Source organism: Qaidamihabitans albus (assembly GCF_016464705.1).
Classification (GTDB): domain Bacteria; phylum Actinomycetota; class Actinomycetes; order Mycobacteriales; family Pseudonocardiaceae; genus Qaidamihabitans; species Qaidamihabitans albus.
Genome location: NZ_JAEHOB010000010.1, coordinates 111,719 through 133,995 on the forward strand (window position 1 = coordinate 111,719; position 22,277 = coordinate 133,995).

Consider the following 22,277-nt stretch of genomic DNA (forward strand, 5'->3'; position numbering starts at 1 on the left):
GCCCGGACAAGGAGGACGACGCGAGTGAACCAGCCACCGCAGGAGCAGCAACCGCCCGGTGAGACCGGGCAGATGCGGCCACAGCCGCGTGACTCGATGGCCGACTACCCCGGCCGTGACCTGCTGCGCGGCAGGCGCGCACTGGTCACCGGCGGCGACTCGGGCATCGGGCGGGCCGTCGCCGTGGCCTTCGCCAAGGAGGGCGCGGATGTCGCGATCGCCTACCTGAGCGAGCATTCCGACGCCGAGGACACGGCGGAGCTCGTCCGCAAGGAGGGCCGCCGGTGCGTGCTGCTGCCCGGTGACCTCGGCGACAGCGCGCACTGCCGGCAGGTCGTCGACGACACCGTCCGGATGCTCGGCGGCCTCGACCTCCTGGTGAACAACGTCGCGACGCAGCAGGAACTGGAGTCCTTCGAGGAGCTCACCGAGGAGCAGTGGATCCGGACGTTCGACGTCAACATCCACAGCTACTTCCGGGTGACCGCCGCGGCGCTGGAGCACATGCCGGAGGGCAGCGCGATCGTGAACACCGGATCGGTGAACGGGTTGCGCGGCAACAAGAAGCTCATCGACTACTCGGCGACCAAGGGAGCGGTCCACGCGTGGACCTACGCGATGGCACAGGTGCTCGCCCCGCGCGGGATCAGGGTGAACTGCGTAGCGCCCGGTCCGGTGTGGACACCGCTGATCCCGGCGACGATGTCGGCGGAGCACGTCGAGAAGTTCGGCCAGCACGTCCCGCTCGGCCGTCCGGCCGAACCGGACGAGCTGGCACCCTCGTTCGTCTTCCTGGCGGCCGAGCGGCTGTCGTCGTACTACACCGGCGAGGTCATCGCGGCGCTCGGCGGCGAGACGTTGCCGGGCTGACGTTCGGAGGAGGTGATCGGAGATGGCGGATCAAGAGACGGACGAACTGTGGGACGCCTTCCACCGCGTGGTCAACATGAGCTCGCGTGAGCTGAGCGAGTGGCTGCGCACCGAGGCGGCCACGCAGGACGAGGAGGCCCTGCCCGACCAGGCCGGTCCGGAGACCGGGCGGCGGGTACTGGAGATCCTCGGCAAGCGCAAGACCGACCTCGACCGCGACGACCGCGAGGTGATGGAGAAGGTCGTCGACCGCGTGTACCAGGAGCGCCGGGACGACCTAGAGCCCGCCGCGGGCGAGCCGAGGTGGCGGCACCGCCTGATGTCGATGGGCCATGACCCGCTGAAACCGGCCCGCCCCATCTGATCCCCTCGTGAGTGCGCACGCGAGTTAGAACGCGGGTAGGCACTCACGAGGGCGGGGTGGGTACGGTCGCAGCATGGCCACCCTTGTCACGTTCCATGCCCACCCCGACGACGAGTGCATCGCCTGCGGCGGCGTCATGCGAAAGGCCGCCGACGAAGGACACCGCGTGGTGCTCGTGGTGGCCACGCGCGGGGAGAACGGCGAGGTCCCGGACGGGTTCCTGGCCGAGGACGAACCGCTGTGGCGGCGGCGGGTCGCCGAGACGCACGCGGCCGCCGAGATTCTCGGCGCCGAGCGCGTGGAGTTCCTCGGCTACGTCGACTCGGGGATGATGGGCACGCCCGCCAACGACGCGCCCGGCTCGTTCTGGACCGCGCCGGTCGAGGACGCCGCGCAGAAGCTCGCGGCGATCCTCCGGGACGAGTCCGCCGACGTGCTCACCGTCTACGACGACAACGGCGGCTACGGCCACCCCGACCACATTCAGGTGCACCGGGTGGGGATGCGCGCGGCCGAGCTGGCCGGAACACCCCGCGTCTACCAGCACACCATCAACCGCGACCACATGCTGCGTGGCATGCGCGAGTTCGCCGCGGCGAACGAGGATCCCGGCTTCGAGCTGCCCGACATCGAGAACGAGACCGGATTCGGCAAGCCGGAAGCGGTGATCACGGCCGCCGTCGACGTGTCCGCGTTCGTCGACCACAAGCGCCGCGCCATGCGGGCGCACGCGAGCCAGATCAGCGAGCAGTCGTTCTTCCTCGCCATGCCCGACGACGGTTTCCGCGTCGCCTTCGGCACCGAGTGGTTCATCCGCGAGGGCCAGGGTCCCGGTATCACGGAGACCGACCTGATGGCGGGGCTGTGAGGCATGAGCGTCGCGATCGTCCTGTTCACCCGCGACCTGCGTGTCCACGACAACCCGGTACTGCACGCGGCCGCGACCTCCGCCGACCGGGTGATCCCGCTGTTCGTGCTGGACGACGCCATCATCGGCAGCCGCTACAACCGGCCGAATCGCGCGGCGTTCCTGGCCGAGTGCCTGCGTGACCTCGACGAGGGCCTGCGTGAACTCGGGGTGCGACTGGTGATCCGCCGCGGCGACGTGACCGAGGAGGTCGCGCTCCTCGCCGCCGAGCACGGCGCCGCCGAGGTGCACATCGCCGCCGACGTCAGCGCCTACTCCCACCGGCGGGAGAACGCCCTGCGCGACCGGCTGGAGGCCGAGCGCCGGGCGCTGCACGTGCACGAGACGGTGATCACCGTGGTACCGCCCGGCGCGATCACCCCGAGCGGGCGCGATCACTTCGCCGTCTACACGCCCTACTTCCGCCAGTGGTCGGCGGCGCCGAAACGCGGGGTGCTCGGCACGCCCGCACGCCTCTCGATGCCCCGGCTGGACGCGGGCACCGTGCCGGGGCAGGCCGACATCTGCCGTGGCGCCACCGCGCCCGAGCTGCCTGCCGGTGGCGAGCGTGCCGGCAGGCAACTGCTCCGGGACTGGCTGAACGGCCCGGTGCGCGACTACGGCAGGCGGCACGACGACCTCGCCGCGGGCGGCACCTCGCGGCTCTCCCCGCACCTGCACTTCGGCTCGCTCTCGGCCACCGAGCTCGTGCAGCGCGCGGGCGCGGATTCGTCCGGCGCGCGGGACTTCGTGCGCCAGGTGGCGTGGCGGGACTTCCACCACCAGGTGCTCGCCGCCCGCCCGCGCGCGGTCACCGAGGACTACCGCACCCACCACGACGACTGGCGCCGCTCACCGGCGGACCTCACGGCGTGGCGGGAAGGGCGCACGGGCTATCCCATCGTCGACGCCGGGATGCGCCAGCTCCAGCGGGAGGGCTGGATGCACAACCGGGCCCGCCTGATCGTGGGCAGCTTCCTCACCAAGACGCTGTACCTCGACTGGCGCTGCGGCGCGCGGCACTTCCTCGATCTGCTGGTGGACGCCGATGTCGCCAACAACCAGCTCAACTGGCAGTGGATCGCGGGCACGGGCACCGACAGCAGGCCCAACCGGGTGCTCAACCCGTTGGCGCAGGCGCGGCGATACGACCCGGACGGTGACTACGTGCGGCGCTACGTTCCCGAGCTCGCCGGGGTGAGCGGCGCGCGGGTGCACGAACCGTGGCGGCTACCGGAGGACGAGCGCGAGCGGCTCGGCTACCCGCGGCCGATCGTCGACCTGCGGGACGGCAGCGACCGGTTCCTGACCGCGCGCGGCAAGCGCTGAGCTGCCCCGCGCCGCGCACTCAGGGCGCGGGTGCGCCGACCGGGTTCGGCAACGGGACGACCGCACCGGCCAGGGTGCGCGCGGCAGGGCGGAGCACCTCCTCCAGCAGCGCCTGCTCGCCGGGCCGCAGGGTGGCATAGGGCCCCGCGGCGAGCTCGTCGGTGCGACGTTCGATGTGTTCGCGCAGCGCGGCGCCCTCGGTGGTCAGCCCGCCCGCCGGTGCCAGCAGCCCGCGCGCGGCCAGCCGCCCGGCCGCCTCGGCCCAGGCCGCGTCCGTCCAGCCCCGGTTGGGCAGGGTCAGCGAGCGGCTGCCGTCCGCGGCGTCGCGCAGCACGTGTGCCTCCACCCCGTCGATGCCCTCGGCGACCAGGACGGCGACGTGCCCGTCACCGCGGTGCTCACGCAACGTCGTCGCCGCCTGCCACACCACGGCGACGGGATCCTCCGGCCGGTCGAGGCCGCCGTTGGCGGCGGCGAGCGGCCGTCCCGCCCAGGAGACGGCGGAGACCAGCCGGTGCAGCACGTCCAGGACCTCGGGCAACCTGGAGTCGGCACGCAGCCACGGCACGTACGCGTCCAGCGCGGCGGCTGCCCCCTCGGCACGTGCGGCGAGAGCGGCCGCCGGCGACACGACCTCCCACACCGCGGGCAACGAACGCGCGAGGAACGAGGGGGCGAAGTTGTGGAACACGGCGGTCACCGTGGCGGCCCCCACCGCGCCGAGTGGCGCCGACCGCATCGCGACGTAGCCGCGCCAGAAACCGCGCAGGCCCACCGCCTCGTGGGCGACCCGCGCCTGCGGGGTGAAGTAGGTGACGTCGTGGACGGTCTCCAGGGACACCCACAAGGACCGGGCGGCCACCGCGTCATCGGCGCTCATCCGCCGATTATGCGGCGGTGGAGCCCGGAACGGGAGCCGCCGGCGGATCGCCTCGCCGGTCCACTGGCGAGCGGTGCGATCATGGGTGGGTGCCCATCGACCACGAACGCCGCCTGATCGACCCGCAGCGGGTGGAGGCGGCCGTCTCGGGCCTCGGTGACCGCGAGACTCTGCAGCAGTGGGCGGAACGGTTCTCGATCATCGCCGACCCGTCCCGCCTCACCCTGCTGGTGTGCATCCACTACGCACGCGAGATCTGCGTCACCGACCTCGCGGCGGCCGCGGGGATGAGCGACACGGCCGTCTCGCAGGCGCTGCGGCTGCTGCGCGCGCACGGCTTCGTGACCGCACACCGCAGCGGACGGGTCGTGTACTACCGGCTGGCCGACGCCACCATGCACGAACTCATCCACCACGTGCGCCCGCATCCGGACACCGACTGATTCGGCGGATTGTGTGACGCCGCTCACGGTTCTACCGTGGACCCATGAGGCCACGGGTTCTGGTCGCGGGTGTGGGCAATGTGCTGCTCGGCGACGACGGCTTCGCGGCGGAGGTGATCCACCGGCTGGAGGACATGGTCCTGCCCAGCTGGGTGCAGATCGCCGACTTCGGCATCGGCGGCGGGCGCGTCACCACCGACCTGCTCGGCGGCTACGACACCACGATCCTCATCGACGCCACCCGGCACGGCAGGCGCCCCGCCGAGGTCTACGTGCTGGCGGCGGAGCTCGGCGAGTACCCCTCGGCACTGCCCACGCTGCTCGACTCGCACGGCATCCGGCCCGAGGCGGCCCTGCGGCTGTTGCAGGTCGTCGGCGGTGACGCCGGCGAGGTGCTCGTCGTCGGCTGTGAACCCGTCCGCACCAGGGGGCTCGGGCTCAGCGAACCGGTCGCCGCCGCCGTGGACGAGGCGGTGCGCATCGTGACCGACCTCGTCTGGGGGACGGAAGCCGCGCGTCCCTTGCCGTCGGTGTACTCGGGGCCGTCAGTCCAGCCGGAATCCCCACGGCAGCTCGAGCCGGTGCGCGGCGAGTAACGCGCTGTCGGCGAGCAGCTCCCGGGTCGGCCCGTCGGCCACGATCCGGCCGCCGTCGACGAGCACGCTGCGCGGGCACAGCTGCAGCGCGTAGGGCAGGTCGTGGCTCACCATGAGCATCGTGCGGTCGAGCGAGAGCAGCACCTCGGCGAGCTCGCGGCGCGCGACGGGTTCCAGGTTCGACGACGGCTCGTCGAGGACCAGGATCTCCGGATCGCAGGCCAGCACCGTCGCGAGCGCGACCCGCCGCCGCTGCCCCGCCGACAGGTGCATCGGCGAACGTTCCGCGTGCGCGGCCATGCCGACGGCGTCGAGCGCCGCACGCACCCTCGGCCGGAGCTCTGGCTCGGGCACGCCGAAGTTGCGGGGCCCGAACGCGACGTCCTCGGCGACGGTCGGCATGAACAACTGGTCGTCGGGATCCTGGAACACCACGCCGACGCGGCGCCTGACCTCCCGCAGGTTGCGCTGGTCCACCGGCAGCCCGGAAACCTCGACCCGGCCGCCACCGCCGCCGAGCACGCCGACCAGGTGCAGGGTCAACGTGGTCTTTCCCGCCCCGTTCGGGCCGAGCACCGCGATCCGTTCGCCCGGCTCGACCCGCAGGTCGATCCCGGCGAGCGCCCGGTGTCCGTCGGGATAGGCGTACTCCAGGTCCTTGACCAAGAGGGCCGGGTTCACGTCACCCACAGCGCCACCCCGCAGCCGGCCGCCACGAGCACGGCCGGGCTCACCCCGGCCAGCCACCGCGCGGCACCGGGCGGCGCGGCGGGCGGGGCGGGCATCGTTCCCGTCCAGCCGCGCGCCAGCATCGCCAGATGCACCCGCTCCCCGCGCTCGTAGCTGCGCAGGAACAGCACGCCGATGCCGCGCGCCACCGCGGCCGCCTGCCAGAGGAACCGCGAGTCGTCGCCGCGGCACAGGCGCGCGAGGCGCATGCGGCGGGCCTCGGCGACGATCACCTCCACGTACCGCAGCATCAGGCTCGCGATCGTGGTCACCAGCGGCGGCACGCGCAGCCGCCGCAACCCGGCCAGCAGGTCCCGCGGGTGCGTGGTGGCCGCCAGGGTCAGCGAGATGAGCACACCGAGGGTGCCCTTCGCGACGATGTTCCACCCGGCGAGCGAGCCCTCCACCGACACCGAGACTCCGAGCACGTCCGTGCGCGGCCCGCCGCCGACGAACGGCAGCAGCACGGCGAACAGCACGAACGGGATCTCGATGACCGCGCGCCGCGCGAACCACCCCACCGGCACGCCCGCAACCGCCCAGACCGCCACGACCACGACCAGGTCGGCACCGAACGCCCACGCCGCCTCCCGCGGGGTGGCGACGACACCGAGCACGGCGGCGAACGCGGCGACGATCTTGACGTGTGCCGGGAGCCGGTGCACGACGGAGTCACCGGGCCGGTACAGCACCGACGCGCTCATCCCTCACCCGTCCGGCCCGGCCGGTTTCCCTGCTCGCCGGCGCAACAGCCGGAACAGGCCCCCCGCGACCGCCAATGTCGCCAGCACCCCCAGTACGCCGGCGACACCGGTCAGGCTGTCGTTGCCGGCCACCGCGTAGTCGGCCAGCGGTGAGTCGGCCAGCGCGTGGTCCCGCGCGTGCTGCCCCGCACAGGAGCCACGAAGCTCGCCGCCGGTCTCCGTGCAGCCGTCGTCCAGGACGGACTCGAGCCCGTCCGGGGCGCTGTCCGCCAGGTAGGAGACACCTCCGGCCAGCAGGAGACAGATCAGCGCGACCCCGGTGAACAACCAGACCCCACGGCGCCGGACCGTCGTCATGCCACCGCCTCCCTCGTTGCCGCTCGCTGCCGCAGCAGGTAGACCAGGTCCGGCCGGACGGCGGCAACCGCCCCGACGGTGAGCGCGGTGATCAGGCCCTCCCCGATGCCGATCAGCACGTGCACGCCCACCAGCGCCGTCGCGAGACCACCGAGGGACACCGCACCCTGCCCGCCGATGGCGTACTCGAGGACGAATCCGAGCGCGGCGACCACCGTGTTGACCAGCGCCGCGGTGAACGCCACCCCGAGCAGCCCGGCCCGCGAACGGACCGCGAGACCGCGCAGGGCGACCGCGACGAGGTAGCCGGCGGCCGTGCCGAGCAGTGCCATGTTGGTGACGTTCGCGCCGAGCGCGGTCAGGCCGCCGTCGGCGAACAGGAGCGCCTGCACGACCAGCACGATGCCCACGCAGAGCGCGCCGACCCACGGCCCGGCGAGGATGGCCGCGAGCGCCCCGCCGAGAAGATGGCCACTCACGCCTGGCAGCACGGGAAAGTTGAGCATCTGCACGGCGAACACGAACGCGGCAACCAGTCCGGCCAGCGGGGCCGTCCGGTCGTCCAGGTCGCGGCGCGCGCCGAGCACGGCGGCACCGATCCCGGCAACGGCGACGGCCGCGAACAGCAGTGAGGTCGGCGCGTCGAACAGTCCGTCGCTCGCGTGCATCGCGATCGCGCTCATACCGCCCTCCCTGCCGTACCGGGGTTCAGTCGAGGCTAGGAGGCGACACCGCCGCGCCGCCAGGGTCTGCGCCGGTTTGTTTCATCATCTTTGCAGTTGCGCAGGTGTTACTGCGTGGCGGCGTGGTTACCCCGCCAGTAGCGTGGAGCCATGATCGGCTTGCCGGACAGCATCTCCGCGTGCCTCTTCGACCTGGATGGCGTGCTCACCGGCACCGCCGAGCTGCACATGCGGGCGTGGAAGGAGACTTTCGATGCCTTCCTCCGGACGCGCGAGGGCGAGGGCTTCGCACCGTTCACCGAACGTGACTACATGGCCTACGTGGACGGCATGCCCCGGCTCGACGGCGTACGGACTTTCCTCGGCTCCCGGGGGATCGAGCTGCCCGAGGGCGGCCCGGGCGACCCCCCGGACGCCGAGACGGTGCACGGGGTCGGCAATCGCAAGAACGAGCTCGTCCTGCACATCATCGAGGAGCGTGGCGTCAGCCCCTACGCCGGTTCGGTGCGCTATCTGGAGGCGGCCAGGGACGCCGGCTTCGCGATCGGGGTGGTCACCTCGTCGGCCAACGGCGAGGGTGTCCTCGCCGCCGCCAGCCTCAGCCGGTTCGTGCAGGCCCGCATCGACGGCCTCGTGATCCGGCGGGACCGCATGGCGGGCAAGCCTGCACCGGACTCCTTCCTCGCCGGCGCCGAGGCACTCGGCGTGGCGCCGGAGAACACGGCCGTCTTCGAGGACGCACAGGCGGGCGTGCAGGCCGGCAGAGCGGGGGGCTTCGGATACGTGGTGGGGGTGAACCGGGGGGACCAGGCCGACGCGCTGCGCGAGCACGGCGCGGACGTCGTGGTCGGCGATCTCGCCGAACTACTGGAGGAACGGACGTGAGCAGTACCGAACACGGCTACGAGTGCGCGCCGTGGCACCTGCGCTGGCGGGGTCTCGACGTCGACCAGTTGCAGCGGACGGAATCGACCTTCGCGCTGTCCAACGGGCACATCGGGCTACGCGGCACCCTGGAGGAGGCCGAGCCGCGCGGGCTGCCCGGCACGTATCTCAACGGCTTCTACGAGCAACATCCGCTGCCCTATGCCGAGGCCGGGTACGGCTACCCCGAGGCGGGGCAGACGGTGGTCAACGTGACCGACGGCAAGATCATCCGGCTACTGGTCGAGGACGAGCCCCTCGACGTGCGTTACGGCCACACCGCCGAGCACAGCCGCATGCTCGACTTCCGGTCGGGCACCCTGCACCGGGACACCGTGTGGACCTCGCCGACCGGGCGCCGGGTGCGGGTGCACACCGAGCGGCTGGTGTCCTTCACCCAGCGTGCGGTGGCGGCGATCTCCTACGAGGTCGAGCCTCTCGACGACGAGATCCAGATCGTCGCCCAGTCCGACCTGCTGGCCAACGAACCGATCGAGTCCGACACCAGCGATCCGCGCGTGTCCGCCGCCCTGGCCTCGCCGCTGGCCAACGAGCTCAGCTACGCCAAGGACTACCGCGCCGTGCTCGTGCACCGCACGAGGCGCTCGGGGCTGCGCGTCGCGGCCGCGATGGATCACCAGCTGTTCACCAACAACGGGCTGCGCACCGACATCACCGTGGAGGACGACCTGGCACGGCTGACCATCGCGGTGGACGTGCCGAAGGGCGAGAAGCTGCGACTCATCAAGTACCTGGGCTACGGCTGGTCGGCCCAGCGCTCCATACCGGCGCTGCGTGCGCAGGTCGACGCCGCGCTGGCCGGCGCGCTGCAGACCGGCTGGGAGGGCCTGCTCGACGAGCAGCGCCGCTACCTCGACCACTTCTGGGAGACCGCCGACGTCGAAGTGGACGGTGACCCGGAGCTGCAGCAGGCGATCCGGTTCGCGCTGTTCCATGTCCTGCAGGCGGCCGCCCGCGGCGAGAGCAGGGCCATCCCGGGCAAGGGCCTGACCGGGCCGGGATACGACGGGCATGCCTTCTGGGACAGCGAATCGTTCGTGTTGCAGGTACTCACGTACACGATGCCGGACGCCGCACGCGACGCGCTGCGCTGGCGTCACTCCACACTGGACAAGGCCAAGGATCGCGCCCGGCAGCTCGGCCTCCGCGGCGCCGCCTTCCCCTGGCGGTCGATCAACGGTGCCGAGTGCTCGGCGTACTGGCCGGCCGGAACGGCGGCCTTCCACGTTAACGCCGACATCGCCGACGCCGTCCGGCGCTACCTTGCGGCGACCGGCGACACCGCGTTCGAACGCCTCGCCGGTACCGAACTGCTGCTGGAGACCGCCCGGCTGTGGACCTCGCTCGGGCACCACGATCCGCACGGCGGGTTCCGCATCGACGGTGTCACCGGGCCGGACGAGTACTCCGCCATCACCGACAACAACGTCTACACCAACCTGATGGCCCAGCAGAACCTGCGGGAGGCGGCCGAATCGTGTGAGCGCCACCCGGATATCGCGGAGGCGTTCGGCGTCGACGACATCGAGATCGCGGGCTGGCGCGAGGCCGCGCGGAAGATGCTGATCCCGTACGACGAGCTGCTCGACGTGCACCCACAGGCGGAACGGTTCACCGAGCACGCCCGCTGGGACTTCGCCGCCACCCCGGTGAAGAACTACCCGCTGCTGCTGAACTATCCCTACTTCGATCTCTACCGCAAGCAGGTCATCAAGCAGGCCGACCTGGTGCTCGCGATGCACCTGCGCGGCGACGCGTTCTCGCTGGAGCAGAAGCAGCGCAACTTCGCCTACTACGAGGCGCTGACCGTGCGGGACTCCTCACTGTCGGCGGGCACGCAGGCCGTGCTGGCTGCCGAGTGCGGGCATCTCGACCTCGCCTACGACTACCTCTCGGAAGCGGCCCTTACCGACCTGCACGACGTGCACAACAACGTACGCAACGGCCTGCACCTGGCCTCGCTGGCGGGTTCCTGGCTCGCGATGGTGGCCGGCTTCGGCGGGATGCGCGACCACGGCGGTGAGCTGACCTTCCAGCCGCGACTGCCAGGGGCGCTGGAGCGGATCACGTTCCGGATGTGTTACCACGGCGCCCAGTTCGTGGTCGAGATCCACCTGGACAAGGCGGTCTACCGGCTGCTGCACGGGGAGCCGGTGACGATCAGGCACTACGACACGCCGATCACGCTTTCCGGCGAGGCGGCGACGCTGCCCATCCCCACCGTGATCCCGGCCGAGCGGCCCACCCAGCCGGCCGGCCGGGCACCGTTGCAGCGCAAGGCCACCTGACGACTCGTGAGTGCCTACGCGAGTTAGAACTCGTCTCCGCACTCACGAGCAGTGACCAGGCGCACTAGTCCGGAGGCTCGGTCGTTCCCGCCTCCGGATTCACGTCGTCGCCGGGCTGCACCTCGTTCTTGTTCGGCGGCTCAGGGACCTCGTCCGCGTCCTGCTCGATGTCCGGGTTCGGCGGTGCCGGAATGTCCGGGTACAGCCGCGGATCCGGCTCCCGCGGGTTTCCCTCGTACTTCCGCATACCTCGACGTGTACTCCTTTCTCCCGGGACTTGTCATGCGGGCTGGCACCGCGGGCACCACACGGTGCCGCGGCCACCGGCGCGCGCCCGCCGCAGCGTCGTGCCGCAGCGGGGACAGCTACCTGACGGCTCGTCACGCCGCCCGGTCAGCCAGGACTTGCGCGGAGGTACCCGCTCCGCCTTGACGGACTGCCGCAGTACCGTGCCCAGATCGCGGTGCAGCCGGTCGAGGTCCGCCCGGTCCAGTTCCGCGGTGGACCGGCGCGGGTCGATCCGTGCGCGCCAGAGGATCTCGTCGACGAGCAGGTTGCCGAGTCCCGCGACGACCGACTGGTCGGCGAGCGCGGGTTTGAGCTGCCGCCGCCTGCCGCCGAGCACCTCAGCGAGCCGGTCACGGGAGATCGTCATGGCGTCGGGGCCGAGGTCGGCCAGCAGCTCACGCCGCTGCTCGCCGTTCGCGGCCAGGCTCAGGCCGGCCAGCTTGCGCATGTCCCGGTAACGGAGCTCGCCGTCGCCGAACACGAACACCACCCGGTCGTGCCGGTGCCGCGGCTCGTCCCCGTCCGCCCAGCGGAGGGAACCGGTCATGCCGAAATGCAACAGCAGCGCCGGAGCGCCGCGGCCCTCGCCGCGTACCGGTGCGACGAGCCACTTGCCGTGCCGCCACGGCTCGGCGAATCGCCGGCCACGGACGGTGTCGCGCAGCCGCCTGGGGCCGAATCCCCGCAGCACCTGGCTGTCGAGCACCTCGACGTCGCGCACGGTCCGCCCGGCGGCGTGCTCGGCGAGCACCCGCCGGAAGCCCTCGACATCGGGCAGTTCCGGCATCGCCGGTCAGGCCACCGATCGCTGGGCGGAACAGTGCTGCCCCGGCCCGTCGAGCAGGCTCAGCAGCAGGCCCTGGGTGGTCGACCAGGGGCAGATCTCCGCAGGGCCCTCGACCACGGTGAGCAGTGCCTCGGCCACGACGGCGCCCGCCAGCGCCTGCCTGGCGCGGGAGCGGGAGATTCCGGGCAGTTCCGACCGCCGCGACGCGGGCAGCACGGCCAGTCGCGGGATCCAGGTCCGCAGGTCCTCGACGTGCAGATGCCTGGCGGCACCGTCCTTGTGTGGCCGCGCACCGGCGAGTCTGGCCAGTTGGCGCAGCACTTTCGAGCAGCCGACCGTGCGGAAGCCGCGCAGGACCTGCTCGTCGCCGTCGAGCGCCGCGCGCACCCGGTTCAGCGCGTGCCCGCGGAGCGCGGCGATCCGCTCGCCAGACGGCACCTCGGCGTCCAGCCAGGTGCGGGTCATCTCCCGGGCACCGAGGCGCAGCGAGCGGGCGAAGGCGGCCTGTTCACCGTCCCCGGCGGCGAGTTCCACCGTCCCGCCACCGATGTCGAGCACGACCAACGGGCCTGCCGAGGCGCCGTACCAGCGGCGGGCGGCCAGGTAGGAGAGCTCGGCCTCCCGCCTGCCGGACAGGAAGCGCAGCTCGATGCCGGTCTCCCGGCGAACGCGCTCGACGACCTCGGTGGCGTTGCGGGCGTCCCGGATCGACGATGTGGCCAGCGGGAACACATGGTCGACCCCGCGTCGCGCCGCCACGCGGCCCGCCTCGGCGACCGCCGCGATGATCGAGTCGATGCCTTCCCTGCCGATACGGCCCGACGCGTCGAGCGAGCGGTCGAGACGGAGCCGGGACTTGTGGCTGAACACCGGGTCGAGCAACGAGCCGCCACTGCGTACGACCAGCAGCCGGGCGCTGAAGCAGCCGACATCCAGCACGCCCACCGTGGTCGCCGTCTCCGCCACCGCTTCCACCTCCACATCAACCGATCGAGTACCAGATATTCCCCGCCGAACGAGCTTCAAACACGGCAGTCGCACGTCTGTGCGAGTACGAACAGGGTCGAATAACGAGTATATAACCCGTTCGGGTGACCTTTGGCCGGGCGATTGCTCCCCTGGTAACAGCACACCGTGGTCGGAGCGATCAGTAGATATCGGAATGTGATCGTGGAGGGGACCTCGCATGACGTGTGCCATGCCCGCTGTATGCGCTCCGGGCGACGACCGGCGGTGACCAACGCGCGCCGCGCCGAACTCGGCCGCCTGGGCGCCGCATCAGCCGCCGTCGTCGTCGCACTCGCCGCGGTGCTCACCGCCGCCACCCTGGTCCGGTCGGGCTCCGACCAGGCGCTCGGCGACAGCGCCGGACCGTCCGGTCCGGACACGTCCGCCCCGCGCACCGGCGAGGTGACCACCGGCGCCGTACCGGACTCCCACGGTGCCCTGCCCCCGGCACGGCCGACCGGGCTCAGCATTCCGGCGATCGACCTGGACACCGGCGCTCTGATCGAACTGGGCCGCACCCCGGCAGGGACGGCGGAGGTGCCCGGGACAGCGGGCGCCGTCGGCTGGTTCGCCGAGAACCCGACGCCGGGGGAACGCGGCGCGGCGGTGCTCACCGGGCACGCCGACTTCGCCTACGAACGGGGCGCGTTCCACCGGCTGCACCGGCTGCGGCCGGGCGACACGGTTTCGGTGCGGCGGCAGGACGGCGCCGAAGCGGTGTTCACCGTGTACCGCGTCGAGACGCGGCCCGCGTCCACCACGTTCGCGCCGGCCGGGCAAACCCGCCACCCCGAGTTGCGGCTGCTCACCGCCTCCGTCGAGTTCGGCCGTTCGTCCGGCGGGCAACGGGACACGGTCGTCGTGTTCGCCCGCCTGACCGACGTGGCCCTCACCTAGCGCCCGCAGGTCACCGCTCGTGAGTGTTGACCCGAGTTAGAACTCGTCTCCGCACTCACGAGCGGTGACCAGGGGAAAACCACTCGGTCACCACGTCGTCGAGCACGGTGAGTGGCACCGCGCCGCCGCCGAGCACGAGGTCGTGGAACGCCCGGATGTCGAAGCGCTCCCCGAGCGCCCGCTCCGCCGCACGGCGGATCCGCTGGATCTCCAGCCTGCCCACCATGTACGACAGCGCCTGCCCCGGATAGCCGATGTAGCGGTCGACCTCGGACGAGAGCTCCACCAGTGGCATCGGGGTGTTCTCCTTCAGGAAGTCGATCGCCTGCTGCCTGCTCCAGCCCTTCGCGTGCATCCCGGTGTCCACCACGAGCCTGCCCGCCCGCATCGAGTCCATGCTGAGCATGCCGAGCAGCGACACGTCGCCGGAGTACAGCCCCATCTCGTGCGCCAGCCGCTCCGAGTAGAGGCCCCAGCCCTCGCTGTAGGCGTTGAAGCCGCCGATGCGGCGCAGCAGCGGCAGGTCCGTCAGGCCCAGCGCCGTGCTCAGCTGGAAGTGGTGCCCGGGAATCGCCTCGTGGAAGGCGATGACCTCCGCTGTGTGCCGGAAGCGCTCGGTGACCTGGTGGGTGTTCGCGAAGTACGTGCCCGGCCGCGACCCGTCCGCCGAAGGCAGCAGGTAGTAGGCCGGCGCCGCGCCGGGAGCCTCGGCGGCAGGGATGGGCTCCACCACCCACGGCTGCGGCGGAATCCGGCCGAACCATCGCGGCGCGGCCTCCTCGGCCCTGGTGATCGCCGCACGGGCCGTCGCCAGCAGCTCCTCCGCGTCTTTCCAGCGCAGCGCGGGATCGGTGCGCAACCTCATGAAGATCTCCGGCAGCTCCCTCGTGCCGAACACCCGCCCACCGATCTCCGCGTACTCCCCGGCCAGCTGCTCGATCAGCTCGAGCCCGGTGCGGTGCAGCTCCTCCGGGTCACGGTCGGTGGTGGTGTGCACCCGTGCCAGCGACGCGTAGATGCGTTCGCCGTCGGGCAGGTGGCACACACCGGGCCGATCCTCAGGGCGGCCGTGCCCCACGATGTCGGCGACGAGCGCATCGCGGTAGGCGGCGAAGCCGGGCCGCACCACGTCGGTGAGCAACCGCGCCCGCCGTGCGGCGAAGTCGTCGTCCGGCGCGGGCTGGCGCAGCAACGGGTCGGCCGAGGGATCGGCGAGATAGCGGTCCAGGTGGTCGATGGCCGCCTGCACGAGATGCGCGACCGGCACCCGGCCCGCCGCGACTCCCGCGCGATGCCGTTCGGCGACCTGCGCCAGGAAGTCCGGGATCGCGGCCAGCCGGTCCAGGTGCGCCTGCCCGTCCTCCGGCCCGCGCAACGCGACCATCGGGAGGATGGTGAGCAGCCCGGCCGCCGGGGCGACAAAGAAGTCGCTGACGCAGAACTCGATCTGCCGGGCGTCGATCTGCGCGACCTCGGCCGCCGCCTGGCTGAGCAGCACGTCCCGGGTCACCCGGTCCTGGGTACCGAGCCCCGCCGGGTCGATCGCGCGCGCCCGCTCGGCCAGCGCCACCAGCTTCGCGCGATGTGCCTGCTCCGCGTACTCACCGACGTCGCCGAGTCCCGGCCGGGTCGAGTCGATCCCGAGCACGGCGGGCTGCAGCGGTTCGGCGTCGAACTGCAGCTCGACGAACTCGTCGGCGAGCGCGGCGACATCGGTCATGGTCCATCCTCGACGGGTCGGTGACACGGTGCGCTCCCGAGACTAGGCGGGGCGGCCGGAATCGCCGCGCAGCGACGCTCACTCGTACCTCGCTCGGCGTGTGACCTCGCTCCGCCACTCGGGCACACCGGTTCCCCTTCCCTCGAGCGGCTACGCGCTGCATCCATCGGCCTCACTCGTACCTCGCTCGGCGTGTGACCTCGCTCCGCCACTCGGGCACACCGGTTCCCCTTCCCTCGAGCGGCTACGCTCGGGAACCGTGGCTGTCACCGATCCCGTCGACGCCCGCCTGCTCGCCGCACTGGCGGAGGTGGGCAAGGCAGCCGTGCACGAGCTCGCCGCCAAGGTGGGCATGGATCCCCGCGAGGTCGCGTACCGCCTGGTCGGGCTCTCGGCGAGCGGGCTCCCCCTGCTCGTCGGCGTGGAGAGCGACCCGAACGGCCTGCGCGCCGCACTCGCCGCCAACCCCGCCCAGGGCACGCAGTCCGGCCCCTACCCCGTCCACGGCACGCCCAGCGGCCCCTATCCCGCCCAGGGCATGCCCAGCGGGCCTCAGCAGGCCCACGGCACACCTTCCGGGCCCTACCGGCCGCCACCTGGCGGTATGCCGCCGCAGCGGCCGTACCAGCCACCACCCCAGCGGCCGCCGCAACCGCAGGCAGCGCCGCCGCCGTCACAACCACAGCCAGCACAGCCGGACCCGGTGATCAGCACCTGGGGACCTCCGCAGAGCGCGTCGTGGGCTCGCGGGGACGAGCAGCGGGCGGCGCCGCCCAAGCCCGCAGGCCGCCCCGGCGACACGCTGAAGACGCAGGGTCTGGAGGGCGAGCGGCTGGCGATCCAGCTGCTGGAGGTTCAGGACCCCGCCGACTACCTGTTCGGCGCCGCGGGCTACCGGCTCGAACAGGGCGAGCGCGCCGTCGTCGTGCACACCGAGATCACCAACCGGGGTGCCGTGCCGTTCGCCTCGCTGCCCGACAACTATCTCGAGCTGATCACCGGCGACGGCAAGGCGGTGACGAAGGCACCGGTGTCGCTGACATCCCGCCCGCCGCACAAGATCGGCGTGCAGCCGGGCGAGACCTCGGGCGGGCACACGGTGTACGTGCTGCCCGAGAACACCCGGATCGCCTCCGTCCGCTGGAGTCCCCGCCCTGAACCCGACGAGCGCACCCTCACCTGGTCCCTGGACGACTGAGCCGCTCAGTAAGAGCCGAGCCGGAGCACCAGCGAGCCGGCGGCCAGCAGCAGGAACGCCGCCGGGTACGACAACGAGTACTCGCGGGCGCGCAGGTGGGTGATGACGGCGCCGGTGAAGAACAGGACCAGGCCCGCCGCGGCCGCCACCCCGATCGGTGGCACGCCGATGCCCACCAGCAGGCCCAGGGCGCCGGCCGCCTTGAGCGCACCCAGGGAGAACAGCCACGAACGCGGCACGCCCACCCTGTCCATGTTGGCGAGCACCCACCCGGAGCGGCGGAAGTCGAGCGCGGCGATACCGGCATTGGCCGACGCCGCCAGCACGGCGACGACGATGTAGGCGGTGAACATCGGTGCTACCCCCGGCTCGATCACCCGGAAACCTCGCCGGTCGGCGCGCCCACCGCGGAACGGATCAGCTGTACACTCATCGGTCGTCTCCTCTGCCCTCGGATCGTCAGGGATCGGTTCGTCACCTCTTTGACGGATGCCGGACGGGAAAGGTGACCTGTGAACGAATCCGAGGGGGCGGCCGCACGTTTCGAGGCCCACCGCGACCACCTGCGCGGGGTCGCGTTCCGGATGCTCGGTTCCCTGGACGAGGCCGACGACGCCGTACAGCGTGCCTGGCTGAGGGTGGACCGCGCCGACGCACGCGGGATCGAGAACCCGGCAGGCTGGCTGACGACGATCGTCGCCCGCGTGTGCCTCGACATGCTCCGCACCCGCCGAGCGCGGCGGGAGGAACCGCTCACGCCCGACACACTCGTCCAGCGGGACGGCGGCACGGAGCCCGAGCAGGAGACGGTGCTGGCCGAGTCGGTCGGCGTCGCCCTGCTGGTGGTGCTGGAGCGGCTGGCCCCGGCCGAGCGGGTCGCCTTCGTGCTGCACGACGTGTTCGGCGTGCCGTTCGGCGAGATCGCGACGGCCGTGGGGCGGTCACCGGTGGCGGCCAAGAAGCTCGCCAGTCGTGCCCGGAAACGGGTCCGGGGCGCGGAGGCGACCGGCACCAGGGCCGACCTCGCCGGGAATCACGCCGTCGTGGAGGCGTTCCTCCTCGCCGCGCGCGACGGTGACCTGAGCACGCTGGTCGAGCTGCTCGCACCCGACGTAGTTCGCCGGGCCGACCGGTTCGCGGTGCCGGAGGAGATCGTGACCGAGGTCCGCGGAGCCCGCGCCGTCGCCGAGGAGACACGGGTGTTCGCCCACCGAGCCCGTACCGCCGAGGTGGCGCTCGTGGACGGGAGACCGGGGATCGTCGTCGCACCTCGCGGGCGGCTGCTCGCCGTCCTGCTGCTCACGGTCGCCGGCGGGCGCATCACGGAGATCGAGGTGATCGGTGACCCTGCCCGCCTCCGTCTGCTGCCGCTGGCTACCGTGCCGGCCGGGAGCGCCTCAGGAAACTAGTTCTCGGCGCGCAACGTCTCGACCGCGGCGGCGAGGTCGGCCGGATAGTCGCTGGTGAACTCGACCCACCGGCCGTCGGCGGGATGCGCGAAACCGAGCCTGCGCGCGTGCAGCCACTGCCGCGAAAGGCCGAGCTTGCGCGCCAGCACGGGATCGGCACCGTAGGTCAGGTCGCCGACGCAGGCATGGCGCAGGGCGGAGAAGTGCACGCGGATCTGGTGCGTTCGCCCGGTCTCCAGCTTGATGTCCACCAGCGACGCGGCGCGGAACGCCTCGATCACCTCGTAGTGCGTGATGCTCGGGCGGCCACCGGCCACGACCGCGAACTTGTAGTCGTGCCGGGGGTGCCGGTCGATCGGTGCGTCGATCGTGCCGCGGGTCGGGTCGGGGTGGCCCTGCACCAGTGCGTGGTAGCCCTTCTCGACCGTGCGCTCCTTGAACGCACGCTTCAGCACGGTGTAGGCGTGCTCGCTGGTCGCCACCACCATGACGCCGGTGGTGCCCGCGTCGAGCCGGTGCACCACGCCCTGCCGTTCGGCTGCGCCGGAGGTGGACACCCGCAGGCCGGCGGCGGCGAGGCCGCCGATCACGGTCGGCCCGGTCCAGCCGGGACTGGGATGCACCGCGACGCCGATCGGCTTGTCGACCACCACGATGTCGTCGTCGGCGTGCAGCACCCGCAGGCCCTCGACGGGCTCGGCGACCACCTCGACGGCGGGGGCGACGTCCGGCAGCGTCACCTCGAGCAAGCCGCCCGCGGCGAGCCGGTCCGACTTGCCCGCGGGCCTGCCGTCGAGCAGGACCTCACCCGACTCGGCCAGCTCCGCAACGGCGGTGCGCGAGAGGCCCAGCAGCTTCGCCAGCCCCGCGTCGACCCGCATGCCGTCGAGCCCGTCCGGGACGGGCAGCATCCGCGCGCTCACTCGTCGTCCCCTGGCTCGCGGTCGGGCTTGCTGTTGGACTTGCTGTGAACACTGCCGTCGTAGTCCCTGCCGAGCAGGGAGAGCAGCACGATCAGCACCGCGCCGATGCTGATCGCCGAGTCGGCGGCGTTGAACACGGGGAAGTACTCGCCGCGCGGGCCGAACACCGAGATGAAGTCGACCACGTGGCCGTGCATCGGGCCTGGGGCGCGGAAGATCCGGTCGGTGAGGTTGCCGAGCGCCCCGGCCAGCACGAGCCCGAGCCCGATCGCCCAGCCGACCGAGCGCAGCCGCCGCGCGAACCAGACGATCACGCCGACCACGATCATCGCGACGACCGCCAGGATCCACGTACCGCCGAGGTCCATGCCGAAAGCGGCGTAGGGATTGCGCACGAGGTCCAGGTACACGAGCCCGCCGAGGATCCGGACGGGTTCGGCGCCCTCCAGCTCCGACGTCGCGAGGATCTTCGTCAGCAGGTCCACCGCATACGCGGCCAGCGCGACGATGGCGACCAGGCCGACACGCCGCTTCGGCGGCGGTGGGTCCGGCTCCGCGGGGCCGGTCGCGCGCTCTGGTCCGTGCTCGGTGCTCACCTGCCCATTGTCCACTGCGCGCTCAGCTCGCCGGATCCGGCCGCCCGCGCAACAGCAGCGCGGCCATCGCCCCGGCCAGCAGCACCGCCGCGGGCAGCAGCAACGTGAGCGGCTCGAATCTCGCGGCGGCCGCTGCGAGCAGGAAACCCGCCGTCACCACGGCGAGCAGTACACTGCGCTCCAGCCAGGCCAGCACGGTCAACCCGGCCACCACCGTCGGCACCAGAGGGGAGTCCGGCAGCGCCGGCACGGCCACGATCAGCAGGGTCACCGAGAGCACGGTGCCGCTCGTGGCGGCGGCGATCCGCCGCCACCTGCCGCGGCTGAAGTACGCCAACACCCCGAAGCACACCCCCAGCAGCAGGAGCGGAAGGGCGAGCGCCCGGGCGAGGCGGCCGCTTTCCAGCAGCGTGTCGGCGCCGTCCAGGACGACGTAACCGGCGATCACCGCGAGAACGCCGCCCCCGGTAACCAGCATCAACCGCCGCGACCGCACCGGCGTGCCCGCCCGCCGCGCCCGCCAGGCGTACCAGGCCACCGTGACGAGGAACAGCGCGAGAACACCCGACAGCTCGCCCCAGGCGACCGGCGGAGGTGGCTCCAGGCTCTCGTACTCCGAGAAGGGCACGCCCCGCACGGCGACCAGGAACTGGTCCACACCCGCGTTCACGTACGCCGGGGGCGGTGCGTAGGCGAACCAGCCCCCGCCGGCGTTCATCGCGAAGGTCAGGATGCCCAGCAGGACGAAGCCTGTCAGTGCCAGCGGAAACCAGAACTCGTAGCGCCCGATCCGCACCCCCAGCTCCTTTCGCCGCGGCCAGGGTAGCGACGGCTCGGCCGCCCGGTCAGCCGCCCCGCTCGCCCCGCCACCTGGCGAGCGGGCCCGCGCGGTCGACGGCGCGGAGCCGGCGTTCCGTCGCGTCCCGCACGCGCTGGGTCGTCACCACGAGCAACTGGTCGTACTCCTGCAGCCGGGTGGTGTCCTGCGGGGTGAACCCCTTGCCCTCCCGGACGACGAGGCTGACCCCCGAACCGGCGGGCAGCCGCAGCTCCGCCAGGTACACGCCGTGCAGCCGCGAACCCCGCTGGATCCGCACCTGGAGGAGTTCGGCGTCAAGCTCGTCCAGCGGCGCGGCGTCGACCTGCACCTCGGTCGGCTCGGAAGCCGAGGTCAGGCGGAACACCCTTGCCAGCGGTCCCAACAGCGCCCCCTGCAGCAGCGTGAACACGATGACGAGCACGAACACGGCGTCCACCAGCCGCTGCGCACCGGGCAGGCCCTGGGCGAGCGGGATCGTCGCGAGCACGATCGGCACCGCCCCGCGCAGCCCTGCCCACGACAGGAACACCTGTTCACGCCACGGAACACGGAACGGCGCCGTGGACAACAGCACGGCCACGGGGCGCGCAAGCAGCAGCACCACCGCACCGGCGATGAGGCCGGGCACCACGGCGTGCAGCAGCCGCCCCGGCGAGGCGAACATGCCGAGCAGCACGAACAGGCCGATCTGGGCGATCCAGCCCAGCCCTTCGGCGAAGGACAACGTGTCCGAGCGGTGCGGCAACCGGGTGTTGCCGAGCACCACGCCGGCGATGTAGGTGGCCAGCAGGCCCGAGGCGGACGCGAGTTGCCCGGCCGAGTAGGCGGCGACGCAGACAGCCACGGTCGCCAGCGGGTAGAGCCCGGTGGCGGGCAGCGCGGCCCGGCGCAGCATCTCCGAGCCGAGCCTGCCGAGCACCGCGCCGATCACCGCGCCCGCGGCGAGCTGGTACACCACCACCAGCGGCAGGCTCCAGTCCACAGTGGCCCCGCTGGCGAGCAGTACCACGGCGATGTAGGTTGGCGCGTCGTTCAGGCCGGACTCCAGCTCCAGCGTCCCGGCGAGCCGCCTGCCGATGCCGGACGTGCGCAGCACCGAGAACACCGCCGCCGCGTCGGTGGAGGCGAGCACCGCACCCCAGAGCAGCGCCGCGCGCCACTCCAGGCCGAGCAGCCAGTGCAGCGCCGCCCCGGTGATCGCGATCGTCACCGCGACAGCCACTGTGGACAGAGCGATTCCCGGGCCGAGAGCGGGTTTCACGACCGGCCACCGCGTGGTCAGCCCGCCCTCGGTGAGGATCATCACCAGTGCGGCGAGGCCCAGTCCCTGCGTGAGGGTGGGGTTGTCGAACTCGACGCCGAGGCCGGCCTCCCCGATGAAGACACCGATCGCGAGGTACAGCAGCAGCGAGGGCAGCCCGAGCCGGATCGAGACGCGCACGGCGAGCACCGAGGCGAGCAGGACGGCGGCACCCGCTCCCAGGATGATCGGAAGGTCGTCCACTCACACCTCCCGTCCCGCCCGGTTGTCGTGGC

General features: G+C 72.2%; 25 protein-coding genes. 11 read left to right on the plus strand and 14 right to left on the minus strand.

Annotated elements, in window-relative coordinates; all coding sequences use genetic code 11:
* Positions 1–24: 24 nt before the first annotated feature.
* The 4 genes from JAP66_RS19875 to JAP66_RS19890 all read left to right on the plus strand — a co-directional run bounded on the left by JAP66_RS19875 (position 25) and on the right by JAP66_RS19890 (position 3,470).
* Entirely contained in the window at positions 25–870 is an 846-nt protein-coding gene (locus tag JAP66_RS19875; protein ID WP_199433299.1) for an SDR family oxidoreductase, read from the plus strand.
* A gap of 22 nt (positions 871–892) precedes the next feature.
* Positions 893–1,234: a DUF3140 domain-containing protein gene (locus tag JAP66_RS19880; RefSeq protein WP_199433300.1), complete on the plus strand. Its 342-nt coding sequence runs from the start codon at positions 893–895 to the stop codon at positions 1,232–1,234.
* 73 nt (positions 1,235–1,307) lie between these two features.
* Positions 1,308–2,102 (plus strand): PIG-L family deacetylase, encoded by a 795-nt coding sequence (locus JAP66_RS19885; RefSeq protein ID WP_199433301.1) that lies wholly within the window; start codon positions 1,308–1,310, stop codon positions 2,100–2,102.
* Between the two features lie 3 nt (positions 2,103–2,105).
* A complete protein-coding gene (locus JAP66_RS19890; protein ID WP_199433302.1) occupies positions 2,106–3,470 on the plus strand; it encodes a cryptochrome/photolyase family protein in 1,365 nt (454 codons plus the stop codon).
* A 19-nt stretch (positions 3,471–3,489) separates the two neighbouring features.
* Here the strand turns inward: JAP66_RS19890 and JAP66_RS19895 are convergent, their stop codons facing one another.
* Positions 3,490–4,350: an SCO6745 family protein gene (locus JAP66_RS19895; RefSeq protein WP_199433303.1), complete on the minus strand. Its 861-nt coding sequence runs from the start codon at positions 4,348–4,350 to the stop codon at positions 3,490–3,492.
* 89 nt (positions 4,351–4,439) lie between these two features.
* Between JAP66_RS19895 and JAP66_RS19900 the strand changes: the two genes are divergently transcribed.
* Together JAP66_RS19900 and JAP66_RS19905 are read left to right on the plus strand one after the other, a co-directional pair.
* Positions 4,440–4,793 carry an ArsR/SmtB family transcription factor gene (locus JAP66_RS19900; RefSeq protein ID WP_372448991.1) on the plus strand — a complete coding sequence of 118 codons (354 nt, stop codon included), beginning with the start codon at positions 4,440–4,442 and terminating at the stop codon, positions 4,791–4,793.
* A 44-nt stretch (positions 4,794–4,837) separates the two neighbouring features.
* The gene (locus JAP66_RS19905; RefSeq protein WP_199433304.1) at positions 4,838–5,389 is read left to right on the plus strand and encodes a hydrogenase maturation protease; all 552 of its coding nucleotides are present in this window, start codon (positions 4,838–4,840) and stop codon (positions 5,387–5,389) included.
* On the opposite strand, the gene JAP66_RS19910 is transcribed toward JAP66_RS19905, so the two are convergent.
* Genes JAP66_RS19910 through JAP66_RS19925 form a run of 4 tightly spaced genes read right to left on the minus strand, consistent with a single transcriptional unit; the run spans position 5,339 to position 7,862 of the window.
* The gene (locus JAP66_RS19910) at positions 5,339–6,079 is read right to left on the minus strand and encodes an energy-coupling factor ABC transporter ATP-binding protein (RefSeq protein WP_372448992.1); all 741 of its coding nucleotides are present in this window, start codon (positions 6,077–6,079) and stop codon (positions 5,339–5,341) included. The two genes, JAP66_RS19905 and JAP66_RS19910, sit on opposite strands and share 51 nt — an antisense overlap.
* A complete protein-coding gene (cbiQ, locus tag JAP66_RS19915) occupies positions 6,067–6,822 on the minus strand; it encodes a cobalt ECF transporter T component CbiQ (protein WP_199433305.1) in 756 nt (251 codons plus the stop codon). Before cbiQ ends, JAP66_RS19910 begins: the two co-directional genes overlap by 13 nt.
* Positions 6,823–6,825: 3 nt before the next feature.
* A complete protein-coding gene (locus JAP66_RS19920) occupies positions 6,826–7,179 on the minus strand; it encodes a PDGLE domain-containing protein (protein WP_199433306.1) in 354 nt (117 codons plus the stop codon).
* Positions 7,176–7,862, minus strand: a complete 687-nt coding sequence (locus JAP66_RS19925; RefSeq protein ID WP_199433307.1) for an energy-coupling factor ABC transporter permease — start codon at positions 7,860–7,862, stop codon at positions 7,176–7,178. Before JAP66_RS19925 ends, JAP66_RS19920 begins: the two co-directional genes overlap by 4 nt.
* A 150-nt stretch (positions 7,863–8,012) precedes the next feature.
* Between JAP66_RS19925 and JAP66_RS19930 the strand changes: the two genes are divergently transcribed.
* Together JAP66_RS19930 and JAP66_RS19935 are read left to right on the plus strand one after the other, a co-directional pair.
* Positions 8,013–8,747, plus strand: coding sequence for a beta-phosphoglucomutase family hydrolase (locus JAP66_RS19930; RefSeq protein ID WP_199433308.1), 735 nt, complete (start codon positions 8,013–8,015; stop codon positions 8,745–8,747).
* Positions 8,744–11,095: a glycoside hydrolase family 65 protein gene (locus JAP66_RS19935; protein WP_199433309.1), complete on the plus strand. Its 2,352-nt coding sequence runs from the start codon at positions 8,744–8,746 to the stop codon at positions 11,093–11,095. Before JAP66_RS19930 ends, JAP66_RS19935 begins: the two co-directional genes overlap by 4 nt.
* A 64-nt stretch (positions 11,096–11,159) precedes the next feature.
* Here the strand turns inward: JAP66_RS19935 and JAP66_RS19940 are convergent, their stop codons facing one another.
* From JAP66_RS19940 to JAP66_RS19950, 3 genes are read right to left on the minus strand one after another with little or no spacing between them, the layout of a single operon-like run.
* Positions 11,160–11,342: a hypothetical protein gene (locus JAP66_RS19940; protein WP_199433310.1), complete on the minus strand. Its 183-nt coding sequence runs from the start codon at positions 11,340–11,342 to the stop codon at positions 11,160–11,162.
* 33 nt (positions 11,343–11,375) lie between these two features.
* The gene (locus tag JAP66_RS19945; RefSeq protein ID WP_199433311.1) at positions 11,376–12,170 is read right to left on the minus strand and encodes an Fpg/Nei family DNA glycosylase; all 795 of its coding nucleotides are present in this window, start codon (positions 12,168–12,170) and stop codon (positions 11,376–11,378) included.
* A gap of 6 nt (positions 12,171–12,176) precedes the next feature.
* Positions 12,177–13,136 (minus strand): Ppx/GppA phosphatase family protein, encoded by a 960-nt coding sequence (locus tag JAP66_RS19950; protein ID WP_307849634.1) that lies wholly within the window; start codon positions 13,134–13,136, stop codon positions 12,177–12,179.
* A 267-nt stretch (positions 13,137–13,403) separates the two neighbouring features.
* Between JAP66_RS19950 and JAP66_RS19955 the strand changes: the two genes are divergently transcribed.
* On the plus strand, positions 13,404–14,075 hold the full coding sequence (locus JAP66_RS19955; protein WP_307849635.1) for a sortase domain-containing protein: 672 nt from the start codon (positions 13,404–13,406) through the stop codon (positions 14,073–14,075).
* 55 nt (positions 14,076–14,130) lie between these two features.
* Here JAP66_RS19955 and JAP66_RS19960 read toward each other — a convergent pair whose 3' ends face one another.
* Positions 14,131–15,795 carry a DUF885 domain-containing protein gene (locus JAP66_RS19960; protein ID WP_199433314.1) on the minus strand — a complete coding sequence of 555 codons (1,665 nt, stop codon included), beginning with the start codon at positions 15,793–15,795 and terminating at the stop codon, positions 14,131–14,133.
* A gap of 259 nt (positions 15,796–16,054) precedes the next feature.
* Here JAP66_RS19960 and JAP66_RS19965 point away from each other — a divergent pair, with 259 nt between their 5' ends.
* Complete coding sequence (locus JAP66_RS19965) at positions 16,055–16,993, plus strand: Lrp/AsnC family transcriptional regulator (RefSeq protein ID WP_199433315.1); 939 nt, start codon at positions 16,055–16,057, stop codon at positions 16,991–16,993.
* A gap of 5 nt (positions 16,994–16,998) precedes the next feature.
* Here JAP66_RS19965 and JAP66_RS19970 read toward each other — a convergent pair whose 3' ends face one another.
* Complete coding sequence (locus tag JAP66_RS19970; protein WP_199433316.1) at positions 16,999–17,346, minus strand: DoxX family protein; 348 nt, start codon at positions 17,344–17,346, stop codon at positions 16,999–17,001.
* A gap of 159 nt (positions 17,347–17,505) precedes the next feature.
* On the opposite strand from JAP66_RS19970, the gene JAP66_RS19975 reads away from it, so the two are divergent.
* Positions 17,506–18,402, plus strand: coding sequence for a sigma-70 family RNA polymerase sigma factor (locus tag JAP66_RS19975; protein WP_199433317.1), 897 nt, complete (start codon positions 17,506–17,508; stop codon positions 18,400–18,402).
* On the opposite strand, the gene JAP66_RS19980 is transcribed toward JAP66_RS19975, so the two are convergent.
* The 4 genes from JAP66_RS19980 to JAP66_RS19995 are packed head-to-tail and all read right to left on the minus strand — an operon-like array spanning position 18,399 to position 22,245.
* Positions 18,399–19,325 carry an RluA family pseudouridine synthase gene (locus JAP66_RS19980; RefSeq protein WP_199433318.1) on the minus strand — a complete coding sequence of 309 codons (927 nt, stop codon included), beginning with the start codon at positions 19,323–19,325 and terminating at the stop codon, positions 18,399–18,401. The two genes, JAP66_RS19975 and JAP66_RS19980, sit on opposite strands and share 4 nt — an antisense overlap.
* Entirely contained in the window at positions 19,322–19,921 is a 600-nt protein-coding gene (gene lspA, locus JAP66_RS19985) for a signal peptidase II (protein ID WP_199433319.1), read from the minus strand. Before lspA ends, JAP66_RS19980 begins: the two co-directional genes overlap by 4 nt.
* 22 nt (positions 19,922–19,943) lie before the next feature.
* Positions 19,944–20,717, minus strand: coding sequence for a hypothetical protein (locus JAP66_RS19990; protein WP_199433320.1), 774 nt, complete (start codon positions 20,715–20,717; stop codon positions 19,944–19,946).
* A 49-nt stretch (positions 20,718–20,766) separates the two neighbouring features.
* Positions 20,767–22,245, minus strand: a complete 1,479-nt coding sequence (locus JAP66_RS19995; RefSeq protein WP_199433321.1) for a potassium/proton antiporter — start codon at positions 22,243–22,245, stop codon at positions 20,767–20,769.
* Positions 22,246–22,277 lie beyond the last annotated feature (32 nt).